This is a genomic window from Pseudomonas fjordensis, from assembly GCF_976987115.1.
On the sequence record NZ_OZ336860.1, the window covers coordinates 2106883 to 2125978 of the forward strand.

The following is a 19096-nucleotide window of genomic DNA, read 5'->3' on the forward strand; positions in this document are numbered from 1 at the left end:
CGTGTCTGGTCATTGCGGTCATCGGCTCCCGCGTATCAGCTTTTGCGCGAAGAGCTTTGCATGGCCAACTTGATCAGCGGGATCAACCCGGCACCCAGCCGCACCAGGCGCGTGATGCTGCTGATGCTGCCGCCCTTGGCGCCTTTGCCGGTAAAGAAGCCCATCAGCGTGACCGCCGCCACGCCCCACAACGGCGCGTGCTTGATGCCCAGGCTGTCCTGCCAGTTGTGGCGCATGTTGCGCATCTTGTGCAGGGGCGCCATGAGTTGTTGGGACTCATGCCGGATTTCCTGGCGGTGCATTTCCATGCGCAGGCGGATCAAGGCTTTGCGCATTTCCCGGCGTGACGTGTTTTGCGGGATCTCAGTCATGCTCATGGCAGCAGGCGCTCCCGGTCATTGGCCAGCTCTTCGAGCGTGGCGTGGAAGGGCGTGGACTCATCGAACACCGCCGCTTTCAAACGCACACCGCAGAATGCAGCGGCCAGGCTATAGAACACGCACAGGCAGATGATACCGGTGAGTCGATAGCCCGTGTCCCACACCAGGATCATCACCAGCGTCGACAACCCCACCAGCAACAGCAGGGCAAACACCAACGCCAGGCCGGCAAACAGCAACAGGCTGACGGTGCGGGCCTTTTGCTCTTGTAACTCGATGCCGAACAACTCGACGTGACTGTGCAGCAAGCCCAGCACAGCTGCGCCCAGGCGTCGGGAAGTCGAACCGCTTGCTGAGGAATGTGCGCTCGAAGATGAGCTGGATTCGCCGATAGACATGGTTAGCGCCTTGTAGCCAGCAGACCGATCAAAAAGCCTACGCCGGCAGCAATGCCGACTGACTGCCATGGGTTGGCTTGCACGTAGTCTTCGGTGGCAGTGATCGCCGCCTGGCCGCGCTCGCGCAGTGAGTCTTCAGTCAGTTGCAAGGTCTCGCGGGCCTTGAGCAGGCTCTCGTGGATCTTGGTGCGCAGCTCGTCAGCCTGGTCACCGGCCAGCACGGCGGTGTCGTCCAGCAACTTTTCGGTATCGCTGACCAGGGTTTGAAAATCCTCCATCAGTATCTCTTGAGCAGTCTTTGCTGTTTTACCGGCCATGGTTGTCTCCGTGGGTAGCTGATCTGTACGTGTGGTTTCGAGTCGCGGCGTTGGCTGAAGGTTCAGTGCAATTGTGTGGTACAGCTTTTGCTTTGCCTTGGTGCGCAGGCTTTAGGGCCTGCGCTGAATCCGGGCGGTCGAGGTAAACACCTTGAAAAACCTTACCCTAAATCACTTAACTTCGCGGAAAAACCCTGTCGGCAACGGCCTGATGTGTTGATTGCTGCGCTAAAGCGGTTCACGCCCTCTGAAGAAGGGCGAAGCCGGCGGTGCCAATTTAGTGCGCGAAACCCCGGCTTGAACCGCTTTGGTGCTTTTTGCCTTGATGCAGGCCTGCCAACCTCCATGGAAAACTTGCAAAGCGCAGTGGACACCCTTGTCCACAGTTCCAACACCCTGTTCATCCTGATTGGCGCGGTCATGGTACTGGCCATGCACGCCGGCTTTGCCTTCCTTGAAGTCGGCACGGTACGCCAGAAGAACCAGGTCAACGCCTTGTCGAAAATCCTCAGTGATTTTGCGATTTCAACGCTGGCCTATTTCTTTATAGGCTATTGGATCTCCTACGGTGTGAGCTTCCTGCAACCAGCCGCCGTGATCAGCGCCGATCATGGTTACGGCCTGGTGAAGTTTTTCTTCCTGCTGACGTTTGCCGCGGCGATTCCGGCGATCATTTCCGGTGGGATTGCCGAGCGTGCGAAGTTTGCGCCTCAGCTGTGCGCCACCGCGCTGATCGTGGCGTTTATTTACCCGTTCTTCGAAGGCATGGTGTGGAACGGCAACTTTGGATTGCAAGCCTGGCTGCTCGCAACCTTTGGCGCTAGCTTCCACGACTTTGCCGGTTCCGTGGTGGTGCACGCCATGGGCGGCTGGCTGGCGCTGGCGGCGGTGTTGCTGCTGGGCCCGCGCAATGGGCGTTACCGTGAAGGGCGCCTGGTGGCGTTTGCGCCGTCGAGCATTCCCTTCCTGGCGCTGGGCTCGTGGATTCTGATCGTGGGCTGGTTCGGCTTTAACGTGATGAGCGCGCAAACCCTCAATGGCGTCAGTGGCCTGGTGGCCGTCAATTCGCTGATGGCCATGGTCGGTGGCACCGTGGCTGCTTTGGTGATTGGCCGCAACGATCCGGGTTTCCTGCACAACGGTCCCTTGGCCGGGCTGGTGGCGATCTGCGCCGGTTCCGACCTGATGCACCCGGTGGGCGCGCTGGTCACGGGCGTGGTGGCTGGCGGCTTGTTCGTGTGGTGTTTTATCGCGGCCCAGGCACGTTGGAAGATCGACGACGTGCTGGGCGTGTGGCCGTTGCATGGCTTGTGTGGTGTGTGGGGCGGCATTGCCTGCGGCATCTTCGGGCAGACCGCCCTGGGTGGGCTGGGCGGTGTGAGCCTGATCAGCCAGTTGATCGGCACCGGGCTGGGCGTGGCGGTGGCGTTTGGCGGCGGCTTGCTGGTGTACGGCGTGATCAAGCGCGTGCAAGGGCTGCGCTTGACTCAGGAGCAGGAGTATTACGGTGCGGACCTGTCGATCCACAAGATCGGCGCGGTCAGTCAGGATTGATCGGCGCTTCTTCCTCTGTATGTGGCGGCGGGTAAAAACCGTGTAGCAGGCGGTAGCGGTTGTGCCTTACTTCATCCACCCGCGCCTGTACCTGTTGGTCCGGCAGGCCCAGCAGGATCAGGGCATGGGCGGCGAGCATCAGGCTTGATTCCAGCAACTCGGGCACCACTTCGCTGGCGCCCGCGGCCTTGAGCTCAGCCAACTGGCTGTCATCGCGGGTGCGCACCAGGATCGGTACGTCGGGGTTGATCTGTCGCGCCTCCTTGAGCACCACCAGGGCGACATCACTGTTGTCCACCGCGATCACCACCAACCGCGCCCGCTCCAGGCCGACGGCGCTGAGCAAGGCGCCACGGCGGCAGTCGCCGTAATGCACGCTGCTGTCCTCGGTGGCGGCTTCCTGCACCCGTTCGGGGTCATCATCCAGGGCGATAAACGCCTGTTGTTCGCGGCGCATAAAGCGCCCAATGGACTGGCCTACGCGGCCATACCCGCAAATCACTACGTGCCCGTGCAGTTGGGCATTGAGCGCGGTGATCTGCTCCAGTTGCACTTGCTGGTTGGGCTTGCGGTGCAGGCGCAGGGCAACGGCCGGTGCCGCACGCAACAGCAGCGGTGTCAGCAGCATCGAGCAGAAGGTGGCGGCCAATAGCAAGCCGTTGAACTCATCGGGAATCAACCGGCTCTGCTGCATCTGCGCCATCAGCGCAAAACAGAACTCGCCGCCCTGGGCCAGTGCCAGGCCGCTGCGCCAGGCCGTTTCGGTGTCGCTGTTACGCCATTTGACCAGCGCCGCGACCACCATGCCTTTGACCAGCATCAACGCGAGCGTCAGGCCGAGGATCAACAGGCTGTGGCTGACGAACAACTGCAGGTCGATAAGCATGCCGATGCTGACAAAAAACAGCCCCAGCAGGATGTCGCGAAACGGGCGGATATCCGCTTCGATCTGGTGTCGGTAATGGCTCTCGCCCAGCAGCATGCCGGCCAGGAACGCACCGAGGGCAGGGGACAGGCCCAGCAGGTGGGTGAGCCAGGCGGTGAGCAAGACAATCACCAACGCCAGCAGCACAAACAGCTCCGCCGAATGGGACGCGGCGACTTCACGGAACAAGCGCGGCAGCAACCAGCGGCTGGCGAGCAACAGGCCCACGAACAGCACCACGGTCTTGCCCAGGGTCAGCGGCAGCGCCCAGTACCAGGCCTGGTCACTGCTGCCGGCAAACACCGGCACCAACGTCAGCAGCAACACCGCCACGACGTCCTGAAACAGCAACACGCCTATCGCGTTCTGGCCATGACTGCTGAAGATCTCACCGAGGCTGGTCAACTCCTTGCTGACAATGGCCGTGGACGATAACGCCAGCCCGGCGCCCAGCAGCAACGCGATGCCAGGCGCGAGGCCAAAGCTCATCAACAAAACGCCCAGCAATGCCCCACACCCCAGCACTTGCAGGCTGCCCAGGCCAAATACCACGCTGCGCAGCGCCAACATTTTCGACAGGGAAAACTCAAGCCCCAGGGAAAACAGCAGGAACACCACGCCCATCTCGGCGAGGTCCGGCAGGTCTTCGTTGTCATTGACCCAGTCCAGCGCGGTGGGCCCCACTGCCAGGCCAACGCACAGGTAGCCCAGCACAGGCGGCAGTTGCAGCCGGCGAAACAGCGCAATCACCACCAGGGATGAGGCCAGGATAATTAGCAGGTTGGCGAACACAGGCATCTCCGTTGCAGGGTGAGCGGCAAAAAGCCGCAAGCATTGCTGAATCAGTTATAGGCCATGGTGATCTGGATCAGGCTTTTTACACCGTAGGAGCGCGCTTGCTCGCGAAAAACGTCAACGCTAGCGCGGGGTTCCTGAATGAACGCGGCGCACCGGAGTTTTTCGCGAGCAAGCTCGCTCCTACAAGGGGCTTGTTGGGCTTAGAATGGAGGTTCGTTTTGTGACCTGAGTCCTTTCATCATGCTTCCTGAATGCCAGCTGTTCGGCACCCTGGGTTGCCATCTATGTGATATCGCCGAAGCCGAAGTCATGCCGCTCGTCGAACATGGGTTGTTGGTGGAGTTGGTGGATATCACCGATCCCCAGGACCTGACAGATGTCTACGGCCTGCGTATTCCGGTGCTTCGCCGCATGGACACCGGGGCGGAACTGGACTGGCCGTTCGACACCGATCAGGTGGTTGCCTTCCTGCGCTGAGATTTATGCGATGGCGGCTTTCCAAATATTCAGTTACTGTATATTCGTACAGCGATTGAATAGAGGGAACGCCCGTGGTGAATGTTGAACAACTTAAAAGCAGCGTCAATCGCATGTCCGCCGATGTGGTGCGTGACGCGGTGAACGAGCTGCGCCTCGATGGCCTGGTCACGGAAGGCAAGACGCCGTTTAACAAAGTGCATTTCAACACCTGCTTCGCGGAAATCGAGGCGCTGTTCCAGCGCGCCGGTTATCACAAACAGCTGGATGTGGTGGGTTATCAGGGCTTGCTCTACGCGCTGTATGACCCTGGCCGTTGGGAAGCGGTAGACGTGCTGCGCTGGCTCAAGGAATTCACCGAGGCGGCAAGCGCCTCGCCGGTGCTGCGGGCTCAACTGGCCAAGGCCTGAGATAGGCCCTAGGCAATCGCACGCCATGGGCGATAATGCCCGCCTGTTTTCCAGGCTTTGAGCGTCAGCATGTCCACTTCCGGTTTTTCTCCCTCCCAGCACCAAGCCAGCACCCTGTACTTGCCGCCGGGCTCCTGGGTGACGGTGCTCGACTGCCTGTGCGCACATTTCCCGGCTATTGGCCGTGAACAGTGGCTGGACCGCATTGCCCGAGGCCGGGTGCTGGATGTCAACGGCAGCCCGATCAGTCTGGGCCTGGGCTACAAGGAAGGCCTGTGCATCTATTACTTTCGCGAAGTGCCCAACGAGAAAGTGATTCCGGTGCAGGAAAGCATCCTGTACGCCGATGAGCACCTGGTGGTAGCGGACAAACCGCATTTCCTGCCAGTGACACCCGCTGGCGAGTACGTCGAGCACACCTTGTTGCGGCGCTTGATCCGGCGTCTGGACAACCCCGCCCTGGTACCTCTGCACCGCATCGACCGGCATACGGCGGGGTTGGTGCTGTTCTCCGCTAACCCGCACAGCCGCTCGGCCTATCAGCAACTGTTTCCCACGCGACGTATAGACAAATTCTACGAAGCCATCGCCCCGGCCTTGCCGCACCTTACTTTCCCGTTGGTGCACAAAAGCCGCCTGGTGGATGGCGAACCTTTCTTTCGCATGCAGGAAGGGCCGGGCGCCAGCAACACCGAGACGGCGGTAGAGGTGCGCGAGAAAAATGGCGATCTATGGCGCTACGGCCTGTTCCCGGTGACCGGCAAGAAGCACCAGTTGCGCGTGCATATGACGGCGCTGGGAGCGAGCATCTGCAATGACCCGTTCTACCCCGAAGTGATCAAGGATGCCGAGGACGATTACGCCAAGCCACTCAAGCTGTTGGCCCAGGGCGTGCGCTTTATCGACCCGGTGAGCGGCCAGGAGCGCAGCTTCCGCAGCCAGATCACCCTGGACTGGTAAACCCCAGGAACAACAAGGCCCGCGCGAGGCGGGCCTTGTGTGCAAGCGCTAAGGCTTACAGGTCTTTAACGGTGCGAACCTGATCTTTGTTGATACGGGTGTGCTTGCCGTCCAGTTGTTCGAATTCGTAGAAGCCCGAATCTTCATCGTACTTCGGGGTGTCGACGGCCTGGATTTCGCGACCGTCATTCAGGGTGATCACTGTTGGCGAAGCGCAACCGGCGAGGGTGGCGAGGCCCAGTGCAAGCATGAGAGCGGCGATGGTCCGTTGAGTCATGAGTTTGTCTCCGAGAGAATACTTTTAAATTGCTGACCTTGTGACGTACGGGACGCCGGCAAAGTTCCTTGTGCAGGCTTCATTCTGACATGCCAGCCCCGGGGTGCAACAGCTCGGGCGTATTAAGATTGGCCAGGCGCGGGTCATTGGCCGGGCATTGCAGGGCCACGGCGCCCAGTTGCAGCCAGAGCTTGCGCGGGCTGCGTTCACCCGCTTGCCACGCCTGTTCCACCTGGTTTTTCAGGCTTGTGGGGATGATGCACAGCAAGGGTTCCCAGTCTTCACCCTGGCGCACCATCACCGGTAGCTGCAGGTTGCGTCGTGAGGTCGCACGCAGGTCGGCCAGCAACCGCGCATCGATCTGCGGCACATCGCAAGGCAAGATCAGCAGATGCGCATGGCGTGCGGCGAAGAGTCCCGCACGGATACCGGCCAGCGGGCCGGGGAAGTCCGGGTTGTCATCGCTCACCTGTTGGTCGGCATAGGGCGCGTAGCGTTCATGGTTGCGGTTGCACGAGATGATCAGGTCATCGGTGAGCGGCCGGGCCAGCTGGTGCAGGTGGGCGATCAAGGGCTGGCCTTGCCATTCCAGCAGGCCTTTGTCCTGGCCGCCCATGCGTTGGCCGCGACCTCCGGCCAGCAACAGGAACGAACACGGCAGGGAGGAAAATTCAAAGCTCATGATGGTTGCGCTGCGGCAGGTAAACAGGGGCCTGTGATATAACATCGGGCTGTTCCTTCGACAACCGGACCGTGCCATGAAAGCCAAGGCCGATGCGCCCTTTGTACCCCTCAATATTGCTGTATTGACCGTCAGCGACACCCGCACCCTGGAGACTGACACCTCCGGCCAAGTCTTCGTCGACCGCCTCACCGCCGCGGGCCACCGCCTGGCCGAGCGCGTGCTGCTCAAGGACGACCTCTACAAGATTCGCGCCCAGGTGGCCCACTGGATCGCCGAAGACGTGGTGCAAGTGGTGCTGATTACCGGCGGCACCGGCTTCACCGGCCGCGACAGCACGCCTGAAGCAGTGAGCTGCCTGCTCGACAAGCAGGTCGATGGTTTCGGCGAGCTGTTCCGTCAGATCTCCGTGGCCGATATCGGCACCTCCACCGTGCAATCGCGCGCCCTGGCGGGGTTGGCCAATGGCACCCTGGTGTGCTGCCTGCCAGGCTCCACCAATGCCGTGCGCACCGGTTGGGACGGCATCCTCGCCGAGCAGTTGGATAACCGTCACCGCCCGTGCAATTTCGTCCCGCATCTGAAGCAGGCCGAACCTTGTGAATCCCGTGGATAAGCCCGGCAAGACCGGCGCCCTGATGCCGGTGGAAGCGGCCTTGCAACGTTTGCTCGACATGGCCGCCGCGGCGCCGATCCGCGAACAGCAAGTGCTGCCCCTGGCTGAGTGTGATGGCCGGGTATTGGCCCAGGACCTGATTTCCACACTCGACCTGCCGCCGTGGCCCAACAGTGCCATGGACGGCTATGCCGTGCGCCTGGCGGACTGGACCGGCGAACCCTTGGTGGTGAGCCAGCGTGTTTTCGCCGGCACTGCACCTGAACCCTTGGCGGCAGGCACCTGCGCACGCATCTTTACCGGTGCGCCGGTGCCCCAGGGTGCGGACTGCGTGCAGATGCAGGAAAACGCCGTGGTGCATGCCGACCAGCGCGTGAGTTTCACCGAGCCGTTGCAGAGGGGCGACAACATCCGTCCCCAGGGCCAGGAAACCACCGTTGGCGAGACCGTACTCAATGCCGGCACCCGCCTGGGCCCCATCGAGCTGGGTTTGGCCGCGTCCCTTGGGCGTGATCGACTTGAGGTGGTGCGACGCGTGCGCGTGGCCGTGTTGTCGACCGGCGATGAACTGATCGAGCCAGGGCTGCCGCTCGGCCCGGGGCAGATCTACAACAGCAACCGCCGCGTGCTGTGCAGTTGGTTGGCGCGCATGGGCTGTGAAGTGATTGATGCCGGGATTTTGCCGGATGATCTGGAACAGACCCGCACGCGCCTGGCGGGGTTGGGCAGCGTTGACCTGATCCTCTCGACCGGCGGTGTGTCGGTGGGCGAGGCGGACTTCCTCGGCATTGCTTTGCGCGAAGAGGGAGAGCTGGCGTTGTGGAAGCTGGCGATCAAGCCGGGCAAGCCGCTGACCTTCGGGCATTTTCGTGGCGTGCCGGTGATCGGCCTGCCGGGCAACCCGGCCTCGACCCTGGTGACCTTTGCGCTGTTGGCGCGCCCTTATCTGCTACGCCGTCAAGGTGTGCTGGAGGTGCAGCCGCTGCGCTTCGAAGTGCCGGCAGGGTTTGTCTGGCCCAAGCCTGGCAACCGTCGCGAGTACCTGCGTGGGCGGATCGAACAGGGCAAGGCGATCATCTACCGCAACCAAAGCTCCGGGGTGCTGCGCAGTGCGGCATGGGCTGAGGGTTTTGTGGAGGTGATGGAAGGGACCACGTTGGCCATTGGCGACCGGGTCAATTTTATTCCCTTGAGTGAAGTGCTGAACTGACCCGTGCGCTAAAAATGTGGGAGCTGGCTTGCCTGCGATGGCGGCCTGCCAGCCGCCCCCTATCTACCTGACACCCCAACGATCCAACTTGTGGGAGCGGGCTTGCTCGCGAAGGCGGCCTTACAGTCGACACTGTTATTCCGAGTACATATCCATGCCTGCGGTAACGGCCACTTAGGGTTCCGCCCTGACGGCGGCTCACTTTTGAACAGCGCAAAAGTAAGCAAAACGCTCTTGCCCCACCACTCGGCACCTCGCTTAGGCTCGGTGTGCCCTCACTCCGGCTTGAATCCGTGGGCCGCCGCCACGCGCCATCCATGGCGCGGGGCGGCTAACCCGGCGTCCTGCCGGGTTACCCACGAATTCAAGCCTGCGTTCGGCCAGCGTGGTTTAACGGGGCGCCTGAGATCAAAAGCAGATCAAGATCAAGAGCGGCTCGCTTCGCATCGTAGTTACCGTTGATCGCTATGTCGTTGTATCAGGAACAAATGGGCCGACTGAACCGCCGCTATCGCAGCATAGGTATCTACACAACTGTGCAGTTCGCCGCAGCCACCGCTAACCACGATGCGAAGCGAGCCGCTCTTGATCTGCTTTTGATCTTAGGCGCCCCGTTAAACCACGCTGGCCGGAATTCGACAGGGATTTGGGGGGTAAACCGGCAGGGATGCCGGTTTAGCCGCCCCGCGCCATGGATGGCGCGTGGCGGCGGCCCCCCAAATCACTGCGGATTACGGGCACACCGAGCCTAGGCGAGGTGCCGAGTGGTGGGGCAAGAGCCCTTTGGTTACTTTGGGGCTCTTTTCCAAAGTGACCCGCCGTCAGGCGGAACCCTAAGCGGCCGTTACCGCAGCAATGGATATGTACACAATTCAACTGTGTTGACTGCCAGGCCGCCTTCGCGAGCAAGCCCGCTCCCACAAGTTGGATCGCGGGGTGTCAGGTAGATAGGCTTCGGCTGGCAGGCCACAATCGCAGGCAAGCCAGCTCCCACAGTTGGATGTGTATGGAGCTCATGAGCAATCAGTAATCGTCACCCTGTTCAGTGACGTCCCGCTCCACCGGCCCCGCATCCGGGTCGTAGCCCACCGGGAACTTGCCCTTCAATGTCCAGGCAAATGCAATGATTTCGGCAATGGTGCGGTACAGCTCTTCCGGAATGCTGTCGCCCAGTTCCATGCGCGCCAGCAGTTTCACCAGCTCGGGATTTTCATAGATGGGGACTTCGTTCTCCCGTGCCAATTTGAGGATGGCTTCGGCCAGGGCATCATCGCCTTTGGCCGTCAGAGTGGGGGCCTGTTGGCCGTCGTACTTGAGGGCGATGGCCTGGCGGGGTGGGGCGGCGTTTTTCATGCGGTTTCATCCACCCAGCGTTGTTCCAGTCCGGTTTTTGGCCCGCGTGGCGGGGTGCCCAGGTGGCAATCCAGGTCGCCGACGTTGAGGCCGGATGACACCAGGCGCTCGCGCAGGCTGCCCAAGTGGCTTTCGATCAGGCTGGCGGTGAACGGGCGGCTGGCCCACAGCTGGCTGGACAGTTTGCCTTGGGACAGCTGCGCCTGAACTTGCAACGGCCCCAGTGGCTCCATGTCGAAGGCCAGTTCGACGCGCCAGAGCATTTGCTTAGGGTCTTTTTTATCTTTGCGCTCGGTCTGGTCCTTGTCTGGCGCGGGCTCCTCGCGTTGAAACTTGACCTGCAACGGCACGATGTCTTGCAGAGTGCGCAGGGGGATTTCCAACTGCCAGGTCGTTTGCAAGCGGCCGTCGGCGGTGGTGCCGGTCTGTTCCAGGCTCGACAGTTGATGGCTCTGCAAGCGCGAGATTGCCGCGGCGGCCAGGCGCAGCAGGTTTTCCAGGTCGCCTTCACCTTCCAGTTTTGCCATCAGCCTTTCGGGCAGCGGGAAGCCGGCGGGGATCTGGCGGGCGCCGACCTGGCCGAGGGTGTTCAACGGGCTGCGCACAAAGTGTGGCAACACCTGGGCCAGGGTATTGGCGGCGAGGATCGCACTCAGGTTGGTGCTGGCGGGCAGGGCGGGCAGCAGGTCTGCGACCAGCCGCAACAGCGCGCCTTTCATGTCCAGCGGTGGGATTTGCGGGTTCTGGCCGGCAAGCAATTTGGCTTCCAGAAAGGCGCCGCTGTTCTGCACCACCTGGGCCAGTACCTTGGGGTTGCTGACCTGCGCCAGATCGGGCAAGGCCGCCAATAATCGCTCGGCGGCGGCCCGCAGCCCAGCCGATGTGCTGTCGCCACGGGGCAGGTTTTGCAAGGCGGTAAACACTGCGTCCAGCGAGCCTTGGCGACTTTGCTGGGTGGCGAGCTGTTGCGCCACGGCCAGTTGGTCTTTCAAGCCGCTCAGCGGTACGAAGTTCAGGGTTTGCGCGTTCTGCACCACGGCACTGAGCAAGCTGCCCACCCTCAGCGGCTGAGGGCTTTCCAACGTCAGGGTGGTACCGGCCAAGGCGTTATTGAGCACACTCACCAGCGAACGATAGATCGCCGGTTGCGCCGTGCCCTGGGGCAGCATCTGGGTGGTCAGCACCTTGGCTTGCAGCAGCGTGCCCACCGGCATTTGCGTGGTGTTGAGGCGGGTGAGGGCGGCCACGTTGGCGCTCATGGCTTGCTGCAAGGTGATGGCCAGGTTGCCCGCAGGCGTCTGGCTCACCGCCACGTTGCTGCCCAGGGGCAAGGGCTGGGCACTGCTGGCCTGCACCAGGGTCTGGCGACCGCCTTCGAGGGTCAACTTGAGCAGCAGTTGAAAGGCCTCGCCGCCTTGTTTAAGCGCGATGACCTCGGCGTTCACGGTTTTCCCCGGGCCGATCAACCCGGCCTGCGGTTCCAGCAGCTTGAGCAGCTCGCCGGCAGCCGGCAGCGGCCCGGGTCCGGGGGCTGAGGTGGGCGGCAGTGGAGGAAGGTTGATCTCACCGGTCATCGTGCGCGTGGTCTCTGGGGAAATTGCCCTCTTTAGAGTAGGGCATCGCATGTATAATGCCGCCCGTCTGCAAAGAGAGCGGTAAAAACCTCACAACTATTTGATCCAGCTCTCTAAAATCGGTCGCCAAAGCCGTTATTGTGCATCTCTCTATAACGGCCGCTGCACCGCCGACTTGAACCGTAAAGGCCCGCGATCTTTTGACCAGCCCTCTTCTTGAAGCCGTAGCGCTTGCCTGTGAACGCGACCTGCGCCTGCTGTTCGAGCAACTCGACCTGCGGCTTTCGGGGGGCGACATGGTGCAAATCAGTGGCCCCAATGGCAGCGGCAAGACCAGCCTGCTGCGCCTGCTGGCCGGGCTGATGCAGCCGACGGCCGGCGTGGTGCGTCTCAATGGCAAGCCGTTGAACGAACAACGTAGCGAGCTTGCGCGCAACCTGATCTGGATCGGCCACGCCGCCGGCATCAAGGACGTACTCACCGCTGAAGAAAACCTCAGCTGGCTCAGCGCCCTGCATCATCCTGCTTCCCGTGACGCCATCTGGCAGGCCCTGGCCGCGGTGGGCCTCAAGGGCTTTGAAGACGTTCCCTGCCACACCCTGTCCGCCGGCCAGCAGCGCCGTGTGGCCCTGGCCCGCTTGTACTTGCCCGGCCCGCCGCTGTGGATTCTCGACGAACCTTTCACGGCCCTCGACAAACAAGGCGTGGCTCAACTCGAAGCGCACCTGGCCCAGCACTGCGAACAAGGCGGTCTGGTGGTGCTCACTACCCACCACACCTTGGCGCGCATGCCTGCCGGCTACCGTGAGCTGGACCTGGGGCGGTGGTCGCTATGAGTGTGTTCGCCCTGTTGGTGGCCCGCGAGGCACGGCTGTTGTGCCGTCGCCCTGCCGAACTGGCCAACCCACTGGTGTTCTTTGCCATCGTGATCGCGCTGTTTCCGCTGGCGGTCGGCCCGGAGACTAAACTGTTGCAAACCTTGTCCCCGGGACTGGTGTGGGTCGCTGCGCTTTTATCGGTTCTGCTCTCGCTGGACGGGCTGTTTCGCAGTGATTTCGAAGACGGCTCCCTGGAACAGTGGGTCCTTTCGTCGCACCCTTTGCCACTTCTGGTACTGGCCAAGGTACTGGCACACTGGGCTTTTTCCGGCTTGGCGCTAGTCTTGCTCTCGCCACTGCTTGCCATGATGCTGGGGTTGCCCGTTGAATGCCTGCCGGTGCTGCTCTTGTCCTTGTTACTCGGCACGCCGGTGCTCAGCCTGTTGGGGGCGGTGGGCGCAGCGTTGACGGTCGGTTTGAAGCGCGGCGGGCTGTTGCTGGCCCTATTGATTCTGCCTTTGTATATCCCGGTGTTGATCCTGGGCAGCGGCGCGTTGCAAGCCGCGCTCATGGGCATGCCGGCGACCGGTTACCTCTTGTGGCTTGGCAGCCTGACCGCCCTGGCGGTAACCCTGACACCTTTTGCTATAGCCGCCGGCCTGAAAATCAGCGTCGGCGAATAATGAGGTCTGACCCGGCGTTAACGACGCGGAGTCAGTAAAGACCCTGAGCTTTTCGCCACGACGAAAAGCACCGTGATGGAAACAGCAATGAACTGGACCTGGTTTCACAAGCTCGGCTCGCCCAAATGGTTTTATGGCATCAGTGGCAAGCTGCTGCCGTGGTTGAGTCTCTTCGCCATCCTGCTGATCGGCATCGGCCTGGTCTGGGGCCTGGCCTTTGCACCGCCGGACTATCAGCAAGGCAACAGCTTTCGCATCATCTATATCCACGTGCCTGCCGCGATGCTGGCCCAGTCCTGCTATGTGATGCTGGCGGTGTGCGGCATTGTCGGCCTGGTCTGGAAGATGAAGCTGGCCGACGTGGCCCTGCAATGCGCCGCGCCCATCGGTGCGTGGATGACCGCCGTGGCGCTGGTGACCGGTGCAATCTGGGGCAAACCGACCTGGGGTTCGTGGTGGGTGTGGGATGCGCGCCTGACCTCGATGCTGATCCTGCTGTTCCTGTATTTCGGCCTGATCGCCTTGGGCAACGCCATCAGCAACCGCGACAGCGCCGCCAAGGCCTGCGCGGTGCTGGCGATTGTCGGCGTGATCAACATCCCGATCATCAAGTACTCGGTGGAGTGGTGGAACACCCTGCACCAGGGCGCTACCTTCACCCTCACTGAAAAACCGGCGATGCCTGTGGAAATGTGGGCGCCGTTGCTGCTGATGGTGCTGGGTTTCTACTGTTTCTTCGGTGCCGTATTGCTGCTGCGCATGCGCCTTGAAGTGCTCAAGCGTGAAGCCCGTACCAGTTGGGTCAAAGCCGAAGTGCAAAACTGCCTGGGAGCACGCGGATGAGTTTTGCTTCTTTCAGTGATTTTCTCGCCATGGGCCACCACGGCCTGTATGTCTGGACGGCCTATGGCATTTGCCTGGCGGTGCTGGCCCTCAACGTCGCCGCGCCGATCCTGGCCCGCAAGCGTTACCTGCAACAAGAGGCGCGACGTCTGCGCCGGGAGACCGAAAAGTGAATCCGCTGCGTAGAAAGCGTCTGTTGATCATCCTTGCCATCCTGGTCGGCGTCGGCATTGCCGTGACCCTGGCCCTGAGCGCCTTGCAGCAAAATATCAACCTGTTCTACACGCCCACCCAGATCGCCAATGGCGAAGCGCCGGTCGATACGCGTATCCGCGCCGGCGGCATGGTGGAGCAGGGCTCGTTGAAGCGTTCCGGCGATTCGTTGGACGTCACCTTCGTGGTCACTGATTTCAACAAGGCCGTGACCATCACCTATCGCGGCATCCTCCCGGACCTGTTCCGCGAAGGCCAGGGCATTGTCGCCCTGGGCAAGCTCAACGCCGACGGCGTGGTAGTGGCTGACGAAGTGCTGGCCAAGCACGATGAAAAATACATGCCGCCGGAGGTCACCAAAGCCTTGAAAGACAGCGGCCAAACCGCGCCCGCCGCCCCAGCCAAGGAGGGCTAAGCCATGACGTCCGCACTGTTTATTCCTGAGTTGGGCCAGTTGGCGATGATCCTCGCGCTGTGCTTTGCGGTGGTCCAGGCCGTGGTGCCCTTGCTGGGTGCCTGGCGCGGCGATCGCCTGTGGATGAGCCTGGCGCAGCCGGCCGCCTGGGGCCAGTTCGCTTTCTTGCTGTTCGCCTTTGGTTGCCTGACCTACGCCTTCATGACCGACGATTTTTCTGTCGCTTATGTTGCCAACAACTCCAACAGCGCCTTGCCCTGGTACTACAAGTTCAGCGCCGTGTGGGGCGCCCACGAAGGCTCCTTGCTGCTGTGGGCCTTGATCCTAGGCGGCTGGACCTTCGCCGTCTCGGTGTTCTCGCGCCAATTGCCGCAAGTGATGCTGGCGCGGGTGCTGGCGGTGATGGGCATGATCAGCATCGGTTTCCTGCTGTTCCTGATCATGACCTCCAACCCGTTCACCCGCATCCTGCCGCAGATCCCGGTGGACGGTCACGACCTCAACCCGTTGCTGCAGGATATCGGCCTGATCGTGCACCCGCCGATGCTCTACATGGGCTATGTGGGCTTTTCCGTGGCCTTCGCGTTCGCCATCGCCGCCTTGCTCGGCGGGCGTCTCGACGCCGCCTGGGCGCGCTGGTCACGGCCATGGACCATCGTCGCCTGGGCCTTCCTCGGTATCGGTATCACCCTGGGCTCTTGGTGGGCCTACTACGAACTCGGCTGGGGCGGCTGGTGGTTCTGGGACCCGGTGGAAAACGCCTCCTTCATGCCGTGGCTGGTGGGCACCGCGCTGATTCACTCCCTGGCCGTTACCGAAAAACGTGGCGTGTTCAAGAGCTGGACGGTACTGCTCGCCATCGCGGCGTTTTCCCTCAGCCTGCTCGGTACCTTCCTGGTGCGCTCGGGCGTGCTGACCTCGGTGCATGCGTTTGCCTCGGACCCTGAGCGCGGCGTGTTCATCCTGATCTTCCTGCTGTTTGTCGTCGGCGGTTCGCTCACCCTGTTTGCCCTGCGCGCCCCGGTGGTCAAGAGCCAGGTCGGTTTCAACCTGTGGTCGCGAGAAACCCTGTTGCTGGGCAATAACCTGGTGCTGGTGGTGGCCGCGTCGATGATCCTGCTCGGCACCCTCTACCCGCTGGTGTTGGATGCCCTCAGCGGCGCCAAGTTGTCCGTGGGGCCGCCGTACTTCAACGCGTTGTTCATCCCGCTGATGGGCCTGTTGATGGTGGTGATGGCGGTTGGCGTGCTGGTGCGCTGGAAAGACACCCCGGTGAAATGGCTGGCGGGAATGCTGATGCCGGTGCTGCTCGGCAGCGTGGCCCTGGCGGTGATCGCCGGGTTTGCCTACGGCGACTTCAATTGGGCGGTACTCGCCACCTTCCTGCTGGCGGCCTGGGTGTTGCTGGCGGGTGCGCGGGATATCGTCGACAAGACGCGCCACAAGGGTCTGCTCAAGGGCCTGCCCACCCTGACCCGCAGCTACTGGGGCATGCAGATCGCACACATTGGTATCGCGGTGTGCGCCCTTGGCGTGGTGCTGTCCAGCCAGAACAGCGCCGAGCGCGACCTGCGCCTGGCGCCGGGCGAGTCCATGGACCTGGCTGGTTATCACTTCATCTTCGAAGGTGCCAAGCACTTCGAAGGGCCGAACTTCACCTCCGACAAAGGCACGGTGCGCGTAGTGCGCAATGGTAAGGAAATCGCCGTGCTGCACCCGGAAAAACGCCTGTACACCGTGCAGAGTTCGATGATGACCGAGGCTGGCATCGACGCCGGTTTCACCCGTGACCTGTATGTGGCCCTCGGTGAACCCTTGGGCGACGGGGCCTGGGCCGTGCGCGTGCATGTCAAACCCTTCGTGCGCTGGATCTGGTTCGGCGGTTTGCTCACCGGGTTCGGCGGGTTGCTCGCGGCGCTGGACCGGCGCTATCGGGTCAAGGTCAAGAGCCGGGTGCGTGAAGCGCTGGGCCTTTCGGGAGCTGCGGTATGAAGCGTTGGTTGATGGTTGTGCCGCTGGCGTTGTTCCTGCTGGTGGCGGTGTTTCTGTATCGCGGGTTGTACCTGGACCCGGCCGAGTTGCCTTCGGCGATGATCGGCAAGCCGTTCCCCGCCTTCAACCTGCCAACGGTGCAGGGTGACAAGACCCTCACCCAGGCCGACTTGCAGGGCAAACCGGCGCTGGTCAACGTGTGGGCCACCTGGTGCATCTCTTGCCGCGTCGAACACCCGGTGCTGAACAAGCTGGCCGAGAAGGGTGTGGTGATCTACGGCATCAACTACAAGGACGACAATGCGGCGGCCTTGAAGTGGCTGGCGGAATTTCATAACCCGTACCAGTTGGATATCCGCGACGAAGACGGCAACCTGGGGTTGAACCTCGGCGTGTACGGCGCGCCGGAAACCTTCTTCATCGACGCCAAAGGTGTGATCCGCGACAAGTACGTCGGCGTGATCGACGAAACCGTGTGGCGCGAGCAACTGGCCGCCAAGTACCAGGCTCTGGTCGATGAGGCCAAGCCATGAAGCGTTGGTTGACCGCAGCTGTTTTAGCCCTGGGCCTGGCCGGTGTGGCCCATGCCGCCATCGACACTTATGAATTTGCCAACGACGCCGAGCGCGAGCGTTTCCGCGACCTGACCAAGGAACTGCGCTGCCCCAAGTGCCAGAACCAGGACATCGCCGACTCCAACGCCCCGATCGCCACCGACCTGCGCCGAGAGATCTTCCGCATGTTGGGGGAGGGCAAGGACGACCAGCAGATCATCGACTTTATGGTCGACCGCTACGGTGACTTCGTGCGCTACAAACCGGCGCTCACCGGCAAGACTGCGCTGCTCTGGTTCGGCCCGGCCGGGCTGTTGCTGGCCGGCGTGGTGGTGATGGCCGTGATCGTGCGCCGCCGCCGCGTCGCACCGATTGATGGCGCCGATGCGCTGTCCCCTGAAGAGCGCAAACGCCTCGACCAATTGCTGGACACCAAGACTGATGATTGATTTCTGGCTCGCAGCCGGTTTGCTGCTACTGATTGCCCTGAGTTTCCTGTTGATCCCTGTGTTGCGTGGCCGTCGTGCCCAGCGTGAAGAGGATCGCACCGCGTTGAACGTGGCGCTGTACCAGGAACGCGTCGCCGAGCTGCAAGCGCAGCAGGACGAAGGTGTGTTGAATACCGCGCAACTCGACACGGGCCGCGCCGAAGCGGCCCGTGAGTTGCTGGCCGACACCGAAGGCGTGGAAAAACCCCGTGAATCGCGGTTGGGCAAACCACTGCCGTTTTTGGCGGCGTTTCTGGTGCCTGTGCTGGGCGTTGCGCTGTACCTGCATTATGGCGCGAGCGACAAGGTTGAACTGACCCGAGAGTTTTCCCAGCCACCGGTGTCCATGGCCGACATGACCCGCCGCCTGGAACGTGCCGCCGCCGCCCAACCGGATTCGGCAGAAGGCTTGTACTTCCTTGGGCGCGCCTATATGGCCCAGGACCGTGCCGCCGACGCCGCCAAAGTCTTTGAACGTACGGTTGCATTGGCCGGGCGCCAACCGGAACTGCTCGGGCAATGGGCCCAAGCGCAGTACTTTGCCGACAACAAACAATGGTCGCCAAAGGTTCAGGCCTTGACCGACGAAGCCTTGAAGCTCGACCCCAAGGAAGTCACCAGCCTTGGGCTGCTGGGTATCGCCGCCTTTGAGGGCCAGCGTTATCAGGAAGCCATCGACTACTGGAACCGCCTGCTCGCGCAATTGCCGCCAGAGGACAACTCCCGCGTCGCCTTGCAAGGCGGGATTGATCGCGCGGCAGAGAAGCTCAAGGAGAGCGGTGGCAGCGTCGTACAGGCGCCCAAGGCGCTGCTGAAAGTGCGTGTGGACCTATCCGCCGAGGTCAAAGCCAAAGCCCTGCCAGGCGACAGCGTGTTCATCTTCGCCCGCGCCGTTAACGGCCCGCCGGCGCCCTTGGCGGCCAAGCGCGTGACCGTCGACGCATTGCCGGTCACCGTCGAACTGGGCGATGCTGACGCGATGATGCCGCAGTTGAAACTGTCCAACTTCCCCGAAGTCCAACTGGTTGCGCGCATATCCCGGGCCGGCCAACCGACCACTGGCGAATGGATCGGCCGCAGCCAACCGTTGGCCAGCAGCACCACTGCACTGCAGCAATTGACCATCGACACTCCGGACCAGTAATTCTGAGGACACACC

23 protein-coding genes are annotated in these 19096 nt (G+C 62.1%); 15 read left to right on the forward strand and 8 right to left on the reverse strand.

All coding sequences use genetic code 11. The annotated features are described in order from the left end of the window. Positions 1 to 35: 35 nt before the first annotated feature. Genes ACWHXD_RS09735 through ACWHXD_RS09745 form a run of 3 tightly spaced genes read right to left on the reverse strand, consistent with a single transcriptional unit; the run spans position 36 to position 1095 of the window. Positions 36 to 377 carry a hypothetical protein gene (locus ACWHXD_RS09735; RefSeq protein ID WP_032892697.1) on the reverse strand — a complete coding sequence of 114 codons (342 nt, stop codon included), beginning with the start codon at positions 375 to 377 and terminating at the stop codon, positions 36 to 38. Next, the gene (locus tag ACWHXD_RS09740; RefSeq protein ID WP_032892696.1) at positions 374 to 778 is read right to left on the reverse strand and encodes a phage holin family protein; all 405 of its coding nucleotides are present in this window, start codon (positions 776 to 778) and stop codon (positions 374 to 376) included. Before ACWHXD_RS09740 ends, ACWHXD_RS09735 begins: the two co-directional genes overlap by 4 nt. 2 nt (positions 779 to 780) lie before the next feature. Next, on the reverse strand, positions 781 to 1095 hold the full coding sequence (locus tag ACWHXD_RS09745; RefSeq protein ID WP_003189926.1) for an ElaB/YgaM/YqjD family protein: 315 nt from the start codon (positions 1093 to 1095) through the stop codon (positions 781 to 783). Positions 1096 to 1440: 345 nt separating this feature from the next. On the opposite strand from ACWHXD_RS09745, the gene ACWHXD_RS09750 reads away from it, so the two are divergent. Continuing rightward, a complete protein-coding gene (locus ACWHXD_RS09750; protein WP_056789255.1) occupies positions 1441 to 2649 on the forward strand; it encodes an ammonium transporter in 1209 nt (402 codons plus the stop codon). Here ACWHXD_RS09750 and ACWHXD_RS09755 read toward each other — a convergent pair. Then, positions 2636 to 4366, reverse strand: coding sequence for a cation:proton antiporter (locus ACWHXD_RS09755; RefSeq protein ID WP_138762102.1), 1731 nt, complete (start codon positions 4364 to 4366; stop codon positions 2636 to 2638). The two genes, ACWHXD_RS09750 and ACWHXD_RS09755, sit on opposite strands and share 14 nt — an antisense overlap. A 246-nt stretch (positions 4367 to 4612) precedes the next feature. Between ACWHXD_RS09755 and ACWHXD_RS09760 the strand changes: the two genes are divergently transcribed. From ACWHXD_RS09760 to ACWHXD_RS09770, 3 genes are all read left to right on the forward strand, one after another. Continuing rightward, positions 4613 to 4849, forward strand: a complete 237-nt coding sequence (locus tag ACWHXD_RS09760) for a glutaredoxin family protein (protein WP_138762100.1) — start codon at positions 4613 to 4615, stop codon at positions 4847 to 4849. A 74-nt stretch (positions 4850 to 4923) separates the two neighbouring features. Then, a complete protein-coding gene (locus tag ACWHXD_RS09765; protein ID WP_003189932.1) occupies positions 4924 to 5259 on the forward strand; it encodes a hypothetical protein in 336 nt (111 codons plus the stop codon). 69 nt (positions 5260 to 5328) lie between these two features. Then, a complete protein-coding gene (locus ACWHXD_RS09770; RefSeq protein ID WP_032892686.1) occupies positions 5329 to 6219 on the forward strand; it encodes a pseudouridine synthase in 891 nt (296 codons plus the stop codon). A 55-nt stretch (positions 6220 to 6274) separates the two neighbouring features. Here ACWHXD_RS09770 and ACWHXD_RS09775 read toward each other — a convergent pair whose 3' ends face one another. Further along, complete coding sequence (locus tag ACWHXD_RS09775; protein WP_003189935.1) at positions 6275 to 6496, reverse strand: YgdI/YgdR family lipoprotein; 222 nt, start codon at positions 6494 to 6496, stop codon at positions 6275 to 6277. 79 nt (positions 6497 to 6575) lie between these two features. After that, positions 6576 to 7178, reverse strand: a complete 603-nt coding sequence (gene mobA / locus ACWHXD_RS09780) for a molybdenum cofactor guanylyltransferase MobA (protein ID WP_138762099.1) — start codon at positions 7176 to 7178, stop codon at positions 6576 to 6578. Positions 7179 to 7254: 76 nt separating this feature from the next. Between mobA and moaB the strand changes: the two genes are divergently transcribed. After that, positions 7255 to 7794, forward strand: a complete 540-nt coding sequence (moaB, locus tag ACWHXD_RS09785; RefSeq protein ID WP_014717696.1) for a molybdenum cofactor biosynthesis protein B — start codon at positions 7255 to 7257, stop codon at positions 7792 to 7794. Then, on the forward strand, positions 7778 to 9004 hold the full coding sequence (locus ACWHXD_RS09790; RefSeq protein ID WP_138762097.1) for a molybdopterin molybdotransferase MoeA: 1227 nt from the start codon (positions 7778 to 7780) through the stop codon (positions 9002 to 9004). The genes moaB and ACWHXD_RS09790 overlap by 17 nt, the downstream gene beginning before the upstream one ends. Before the next feature lie 1023 nt (positions 9005 to 10027). Here the strand turns inward: ACWHXD_RS09790 and ACWHXD_RS09795 are convergent. Together ACWHXD_RS09795 and fliK are read right to left on the reverse strand one after the other, a co-directional pair. Then, entirely contained in the window at positions 10028 to 10357 is a 330-nt protein-coding gene (locus ACWHXD_RS09795) for an EscU/YscU/HrcU family type III secretion system export apparatus switch protein (RefSeq protein ID WP_003189945.1), read from the reverse strand. After that, positions 10354 to 11931, reverse strand: coding sequence for a flagellar hook-length control protein FliK (gene fliK / locus ACWHXD_RS09800; protein WP_138762096.1), 1578 nt, complete (start codon positions 11929 to 11931; stop codon positions 10354 to 10356). The genes ACWHXD_RS09795 and fliK overlap by 4 nt, the downstream gene beginning before the upstream one ends. Positions 11932 to 12131: 200 nt before the next feature. Here fliK and ccmA point away from each other — a divergent pair, with 200 nt between their 5' ends. The 9 genes from ccmA (at position 12132) to ccmI (ending at position 19081) form a co-directional block, all read left to right on the forward strand. Further along, positions 12132 to 12767, forward strand: coding sequence for a cytochrome c biogenesis heme-transporting ATPase CcmA (ccmA, locus tag ACWHXD_RS09805; protein ID WP_138762095.1), 636 nt, complete (start codon positions 12132 to 12134; stop codon positions 12765 to 12767). Beyond that, on the forward strand, positions 12764 to 13432 hold the full coding sequence (gene ccmB / locus ACWHXD_RS09810) for a heme exporter protein CcmB (protein ID WP_003189951.1): 669 nt from the start codon (positions 12764 to 12766) through the stop codon (positions 13430 to 13432). Before ccmA ends, ccmB begins: the two co-directional genes overlap by 4 nt. Positions 13433 to 13519: 87 nt before the next feature. Then, the gene (locus tag ACWHXD_RS09815; protein ID WP_032892679.1) at positions 13520 to 14275 is read left to right on the forward strand and encodes a heme ABC transporter permease; all 756 of its coding nucleotides are present in this window, start codon (positions 13520 to 13522) and stop codon (positions 14273 to 14275) included. Beyond that, the gene (ccmD, locus tag ACWHXD_RS09820) at positions 14272 to 14448 is read left to right on the forward strand and encodes a heme exporter protein CcmD (protein ID WP_003172771.1); all 177 of its coding nucleotides are present in this window, start codon (positions 14272 to 14274) and stop codon (positions 14446 to 14448) included. The genes ACWHXD_RS09815 and ccmD overlap by 4 nt, the downstream gene beginning before the upstream one ends. Continuing rightward, complete coding sequence (ccmE, locus tag ACWHXD_RS09825; protein ID WP_034135169.1) at positions 14445 to 14903, forward strand: cytochrome c maturation protein CcmE; 459 nt, start codon at positions 14445 to 14447, stop codon at positions 14901 to 14903. Before ccmD ends, ccmE begins: the two co-directional genes overlap by 4 nt. Positions 14904 to 14906: 3 nt before the next feature. Beyond that, positions 14907 to 16895, forward strand: coding sequence for a heme lyase CcmF/NrfE family subunit (locus tag ACWHXD_RS09830; protein WP_032892675.1), 1989 nt, complete (start codon positions 14907 to 14909; stop codon positions 16893 to 16895). Then, the gene (locus tag ACWHXD_RS09835; RefSeq protein ID WP_032892673.1) at positions 16892 to 17428 is read left to right on the forward strand and encodes a DsbE family thiol:disulfide interchange protein; all 537 of its coding nucleotides are present in this window, start codon (positions 16892 to 16894) and stop codon (positions 17426 to 17428) included. The genes ACWHXD_RS09830 and ACWHXD_RS09835 overlap by 4 nt, the downstream gene beginning before the upstream one ends. Then, entirely contained in the window at positions 17425 to 17898 is a 474-nt protein-coding gene (locus tag ACWHXD_RS09840; RefSeq protein WP_003189960.1) for a cytochrome c-type biogenesis protein, read from the forward strand. The genes ACWHXD_RS09835 and ACWHXD_RS09840 overlap by 4 nt, the downstream gene beginning before the upstream one ends. Continuing rightward, on the forward strand, positions 17891 to 19081 hold the full coding sequence (ccmI, locus tag ACWHXD_RS09845) for a c-type cytochrome biogenesis protein CcmI (RefSeq protein ID WP_032892671.1): 1191 nt from the start codon (positions 17891 to 17893) through the stop codon (positions 19079 to 19081). Before ACWHXD_RS09840 ends, ccmI begins: the two co-directional genes overlap by 8 nt. Positions 19082 to 19096: the final 15 nt, after the last annotated feature.

Coding starts and splice junctions, on each gene's coding strand:
- ACWHXD_RS09735 (WP_032892697.1), bottom strand. CDS start 377: ATGAGCATGACTGAGATCCCGCAAAACACGTCACGCCGGGAAATGCGC.
- ACWHXD_RS09740 (WP_032892696.1), bottom strand. CDS start 778: ATGTCTATCGGCGAATCCAGCTCATCTTCGAGCGCACATTCCTCAGCA.
- ACWHXD_RS09745 (WP_003189926.1), bottom strand. CDS start 1,095: ATGGCCGGTAAAACAGCAAAGACTGCTCAAGAGATACTGATGGAGGAT.
- ACWHXD_RS09750 (WP_056789255.1), top strand. CDS start 1,441: ATGGAAAACTTGCAAAGCGCAGTGGACACCCTTGTCCACAGTTCCAAC.
- ACWHXD_RS09760 (WP_138762100.1), top strand. CDS start 4,613: ATGCTTCCTGAATGCCAGCTGTTCGGCACCCTGGGTTGCCATCTATGT.
- ACWHXD_RS09770 (WP_032892686.1), top strand. CDS start 5,329: ATGTCCACTTCCGGTTTTTCTCCCTCCCAGCACCAAGCCAGCACCCTG.
- ACWHXD_RS09775 (WP_003189935.1), bottom strand. CDS start 6,496: ATGACTCAACGGACCATCGCCGCTCTCATGCTTGCACTGGGCCTCGCC.
- mobA (WP_138762099.1), bottom strand. CDS start 7,178: ATGAGCTTTGAATTTTCCTCCCTGCCGTGTTCGTTCCTGTTGCTGGCC.
- moaB (WP_014717696.1), top strand. CDS start 7,255: ATGAAAGCCAAGGCCGATGCGCCCTTTGTACCCCTCAATATTGCTGTA.
- ACWHXD_RS09795 (WP_003189945.1), bottom strand. CDS start 10,357: ATGAAAAACGCCGCCCCACCCCGCCAGGCCATCGCCCTCAAGTACGAC.
- fliK (WP_138762096.1), bottom strand. CDS start 11,931: ATGACCGGTGAGATCAACCTTCCTCCACTGCCGCCCACCTCAGCCCCC.
- ccmB (WP_003189951.1), top strand. CDS start 12,764: ATGAGTGTGTTCGCCCTGTTGGTGGCCCGCGAGGCACGGCTGTTGTGC.
- ACWHXD_RS09815 (WP_032892679.1), top strand. CDS start 13,520: ATGAACTGGACCTGGTTTCACAAGCTCGGCTCGCCCAAATGGTTTTAT.
- ccmD (WP_003172771.1), top strand. CDS start 14,272: ATGAGTTTTGCTTCTTTCAGTGATTTTCTCGCCATGGGCCACCACGGC.
- ACWHXD_RS09830 (WP_032892675.1), top strand. CDS start 14,907: ATGACGTCCGCACTGTTTATTCCTGAGTTGGGCCAGTTGGCGATGATC.
- ACWHXD_RS09835 (WP_032892673.1), top strand. CDS start 16,892: ATGAAGCGTTGGTTGATGGTTGTGCCGCTGGCGTTGTTCCTGCTGGTG.
- ACWHXD_RS09840 (WP_003189960.1), top strand. CDS start 17,425: ATGAAGCGTTGGTTGACCGCAGCTGTTTTAGCCCTGGGCCTGGCCGGT.
- ccmI (WP_032892671.1), top strand. CDS start 17,891: ATGATTGATTTCTGGCTCGCAGCCGGTTTGCTGCTACTGATTGCCCTG.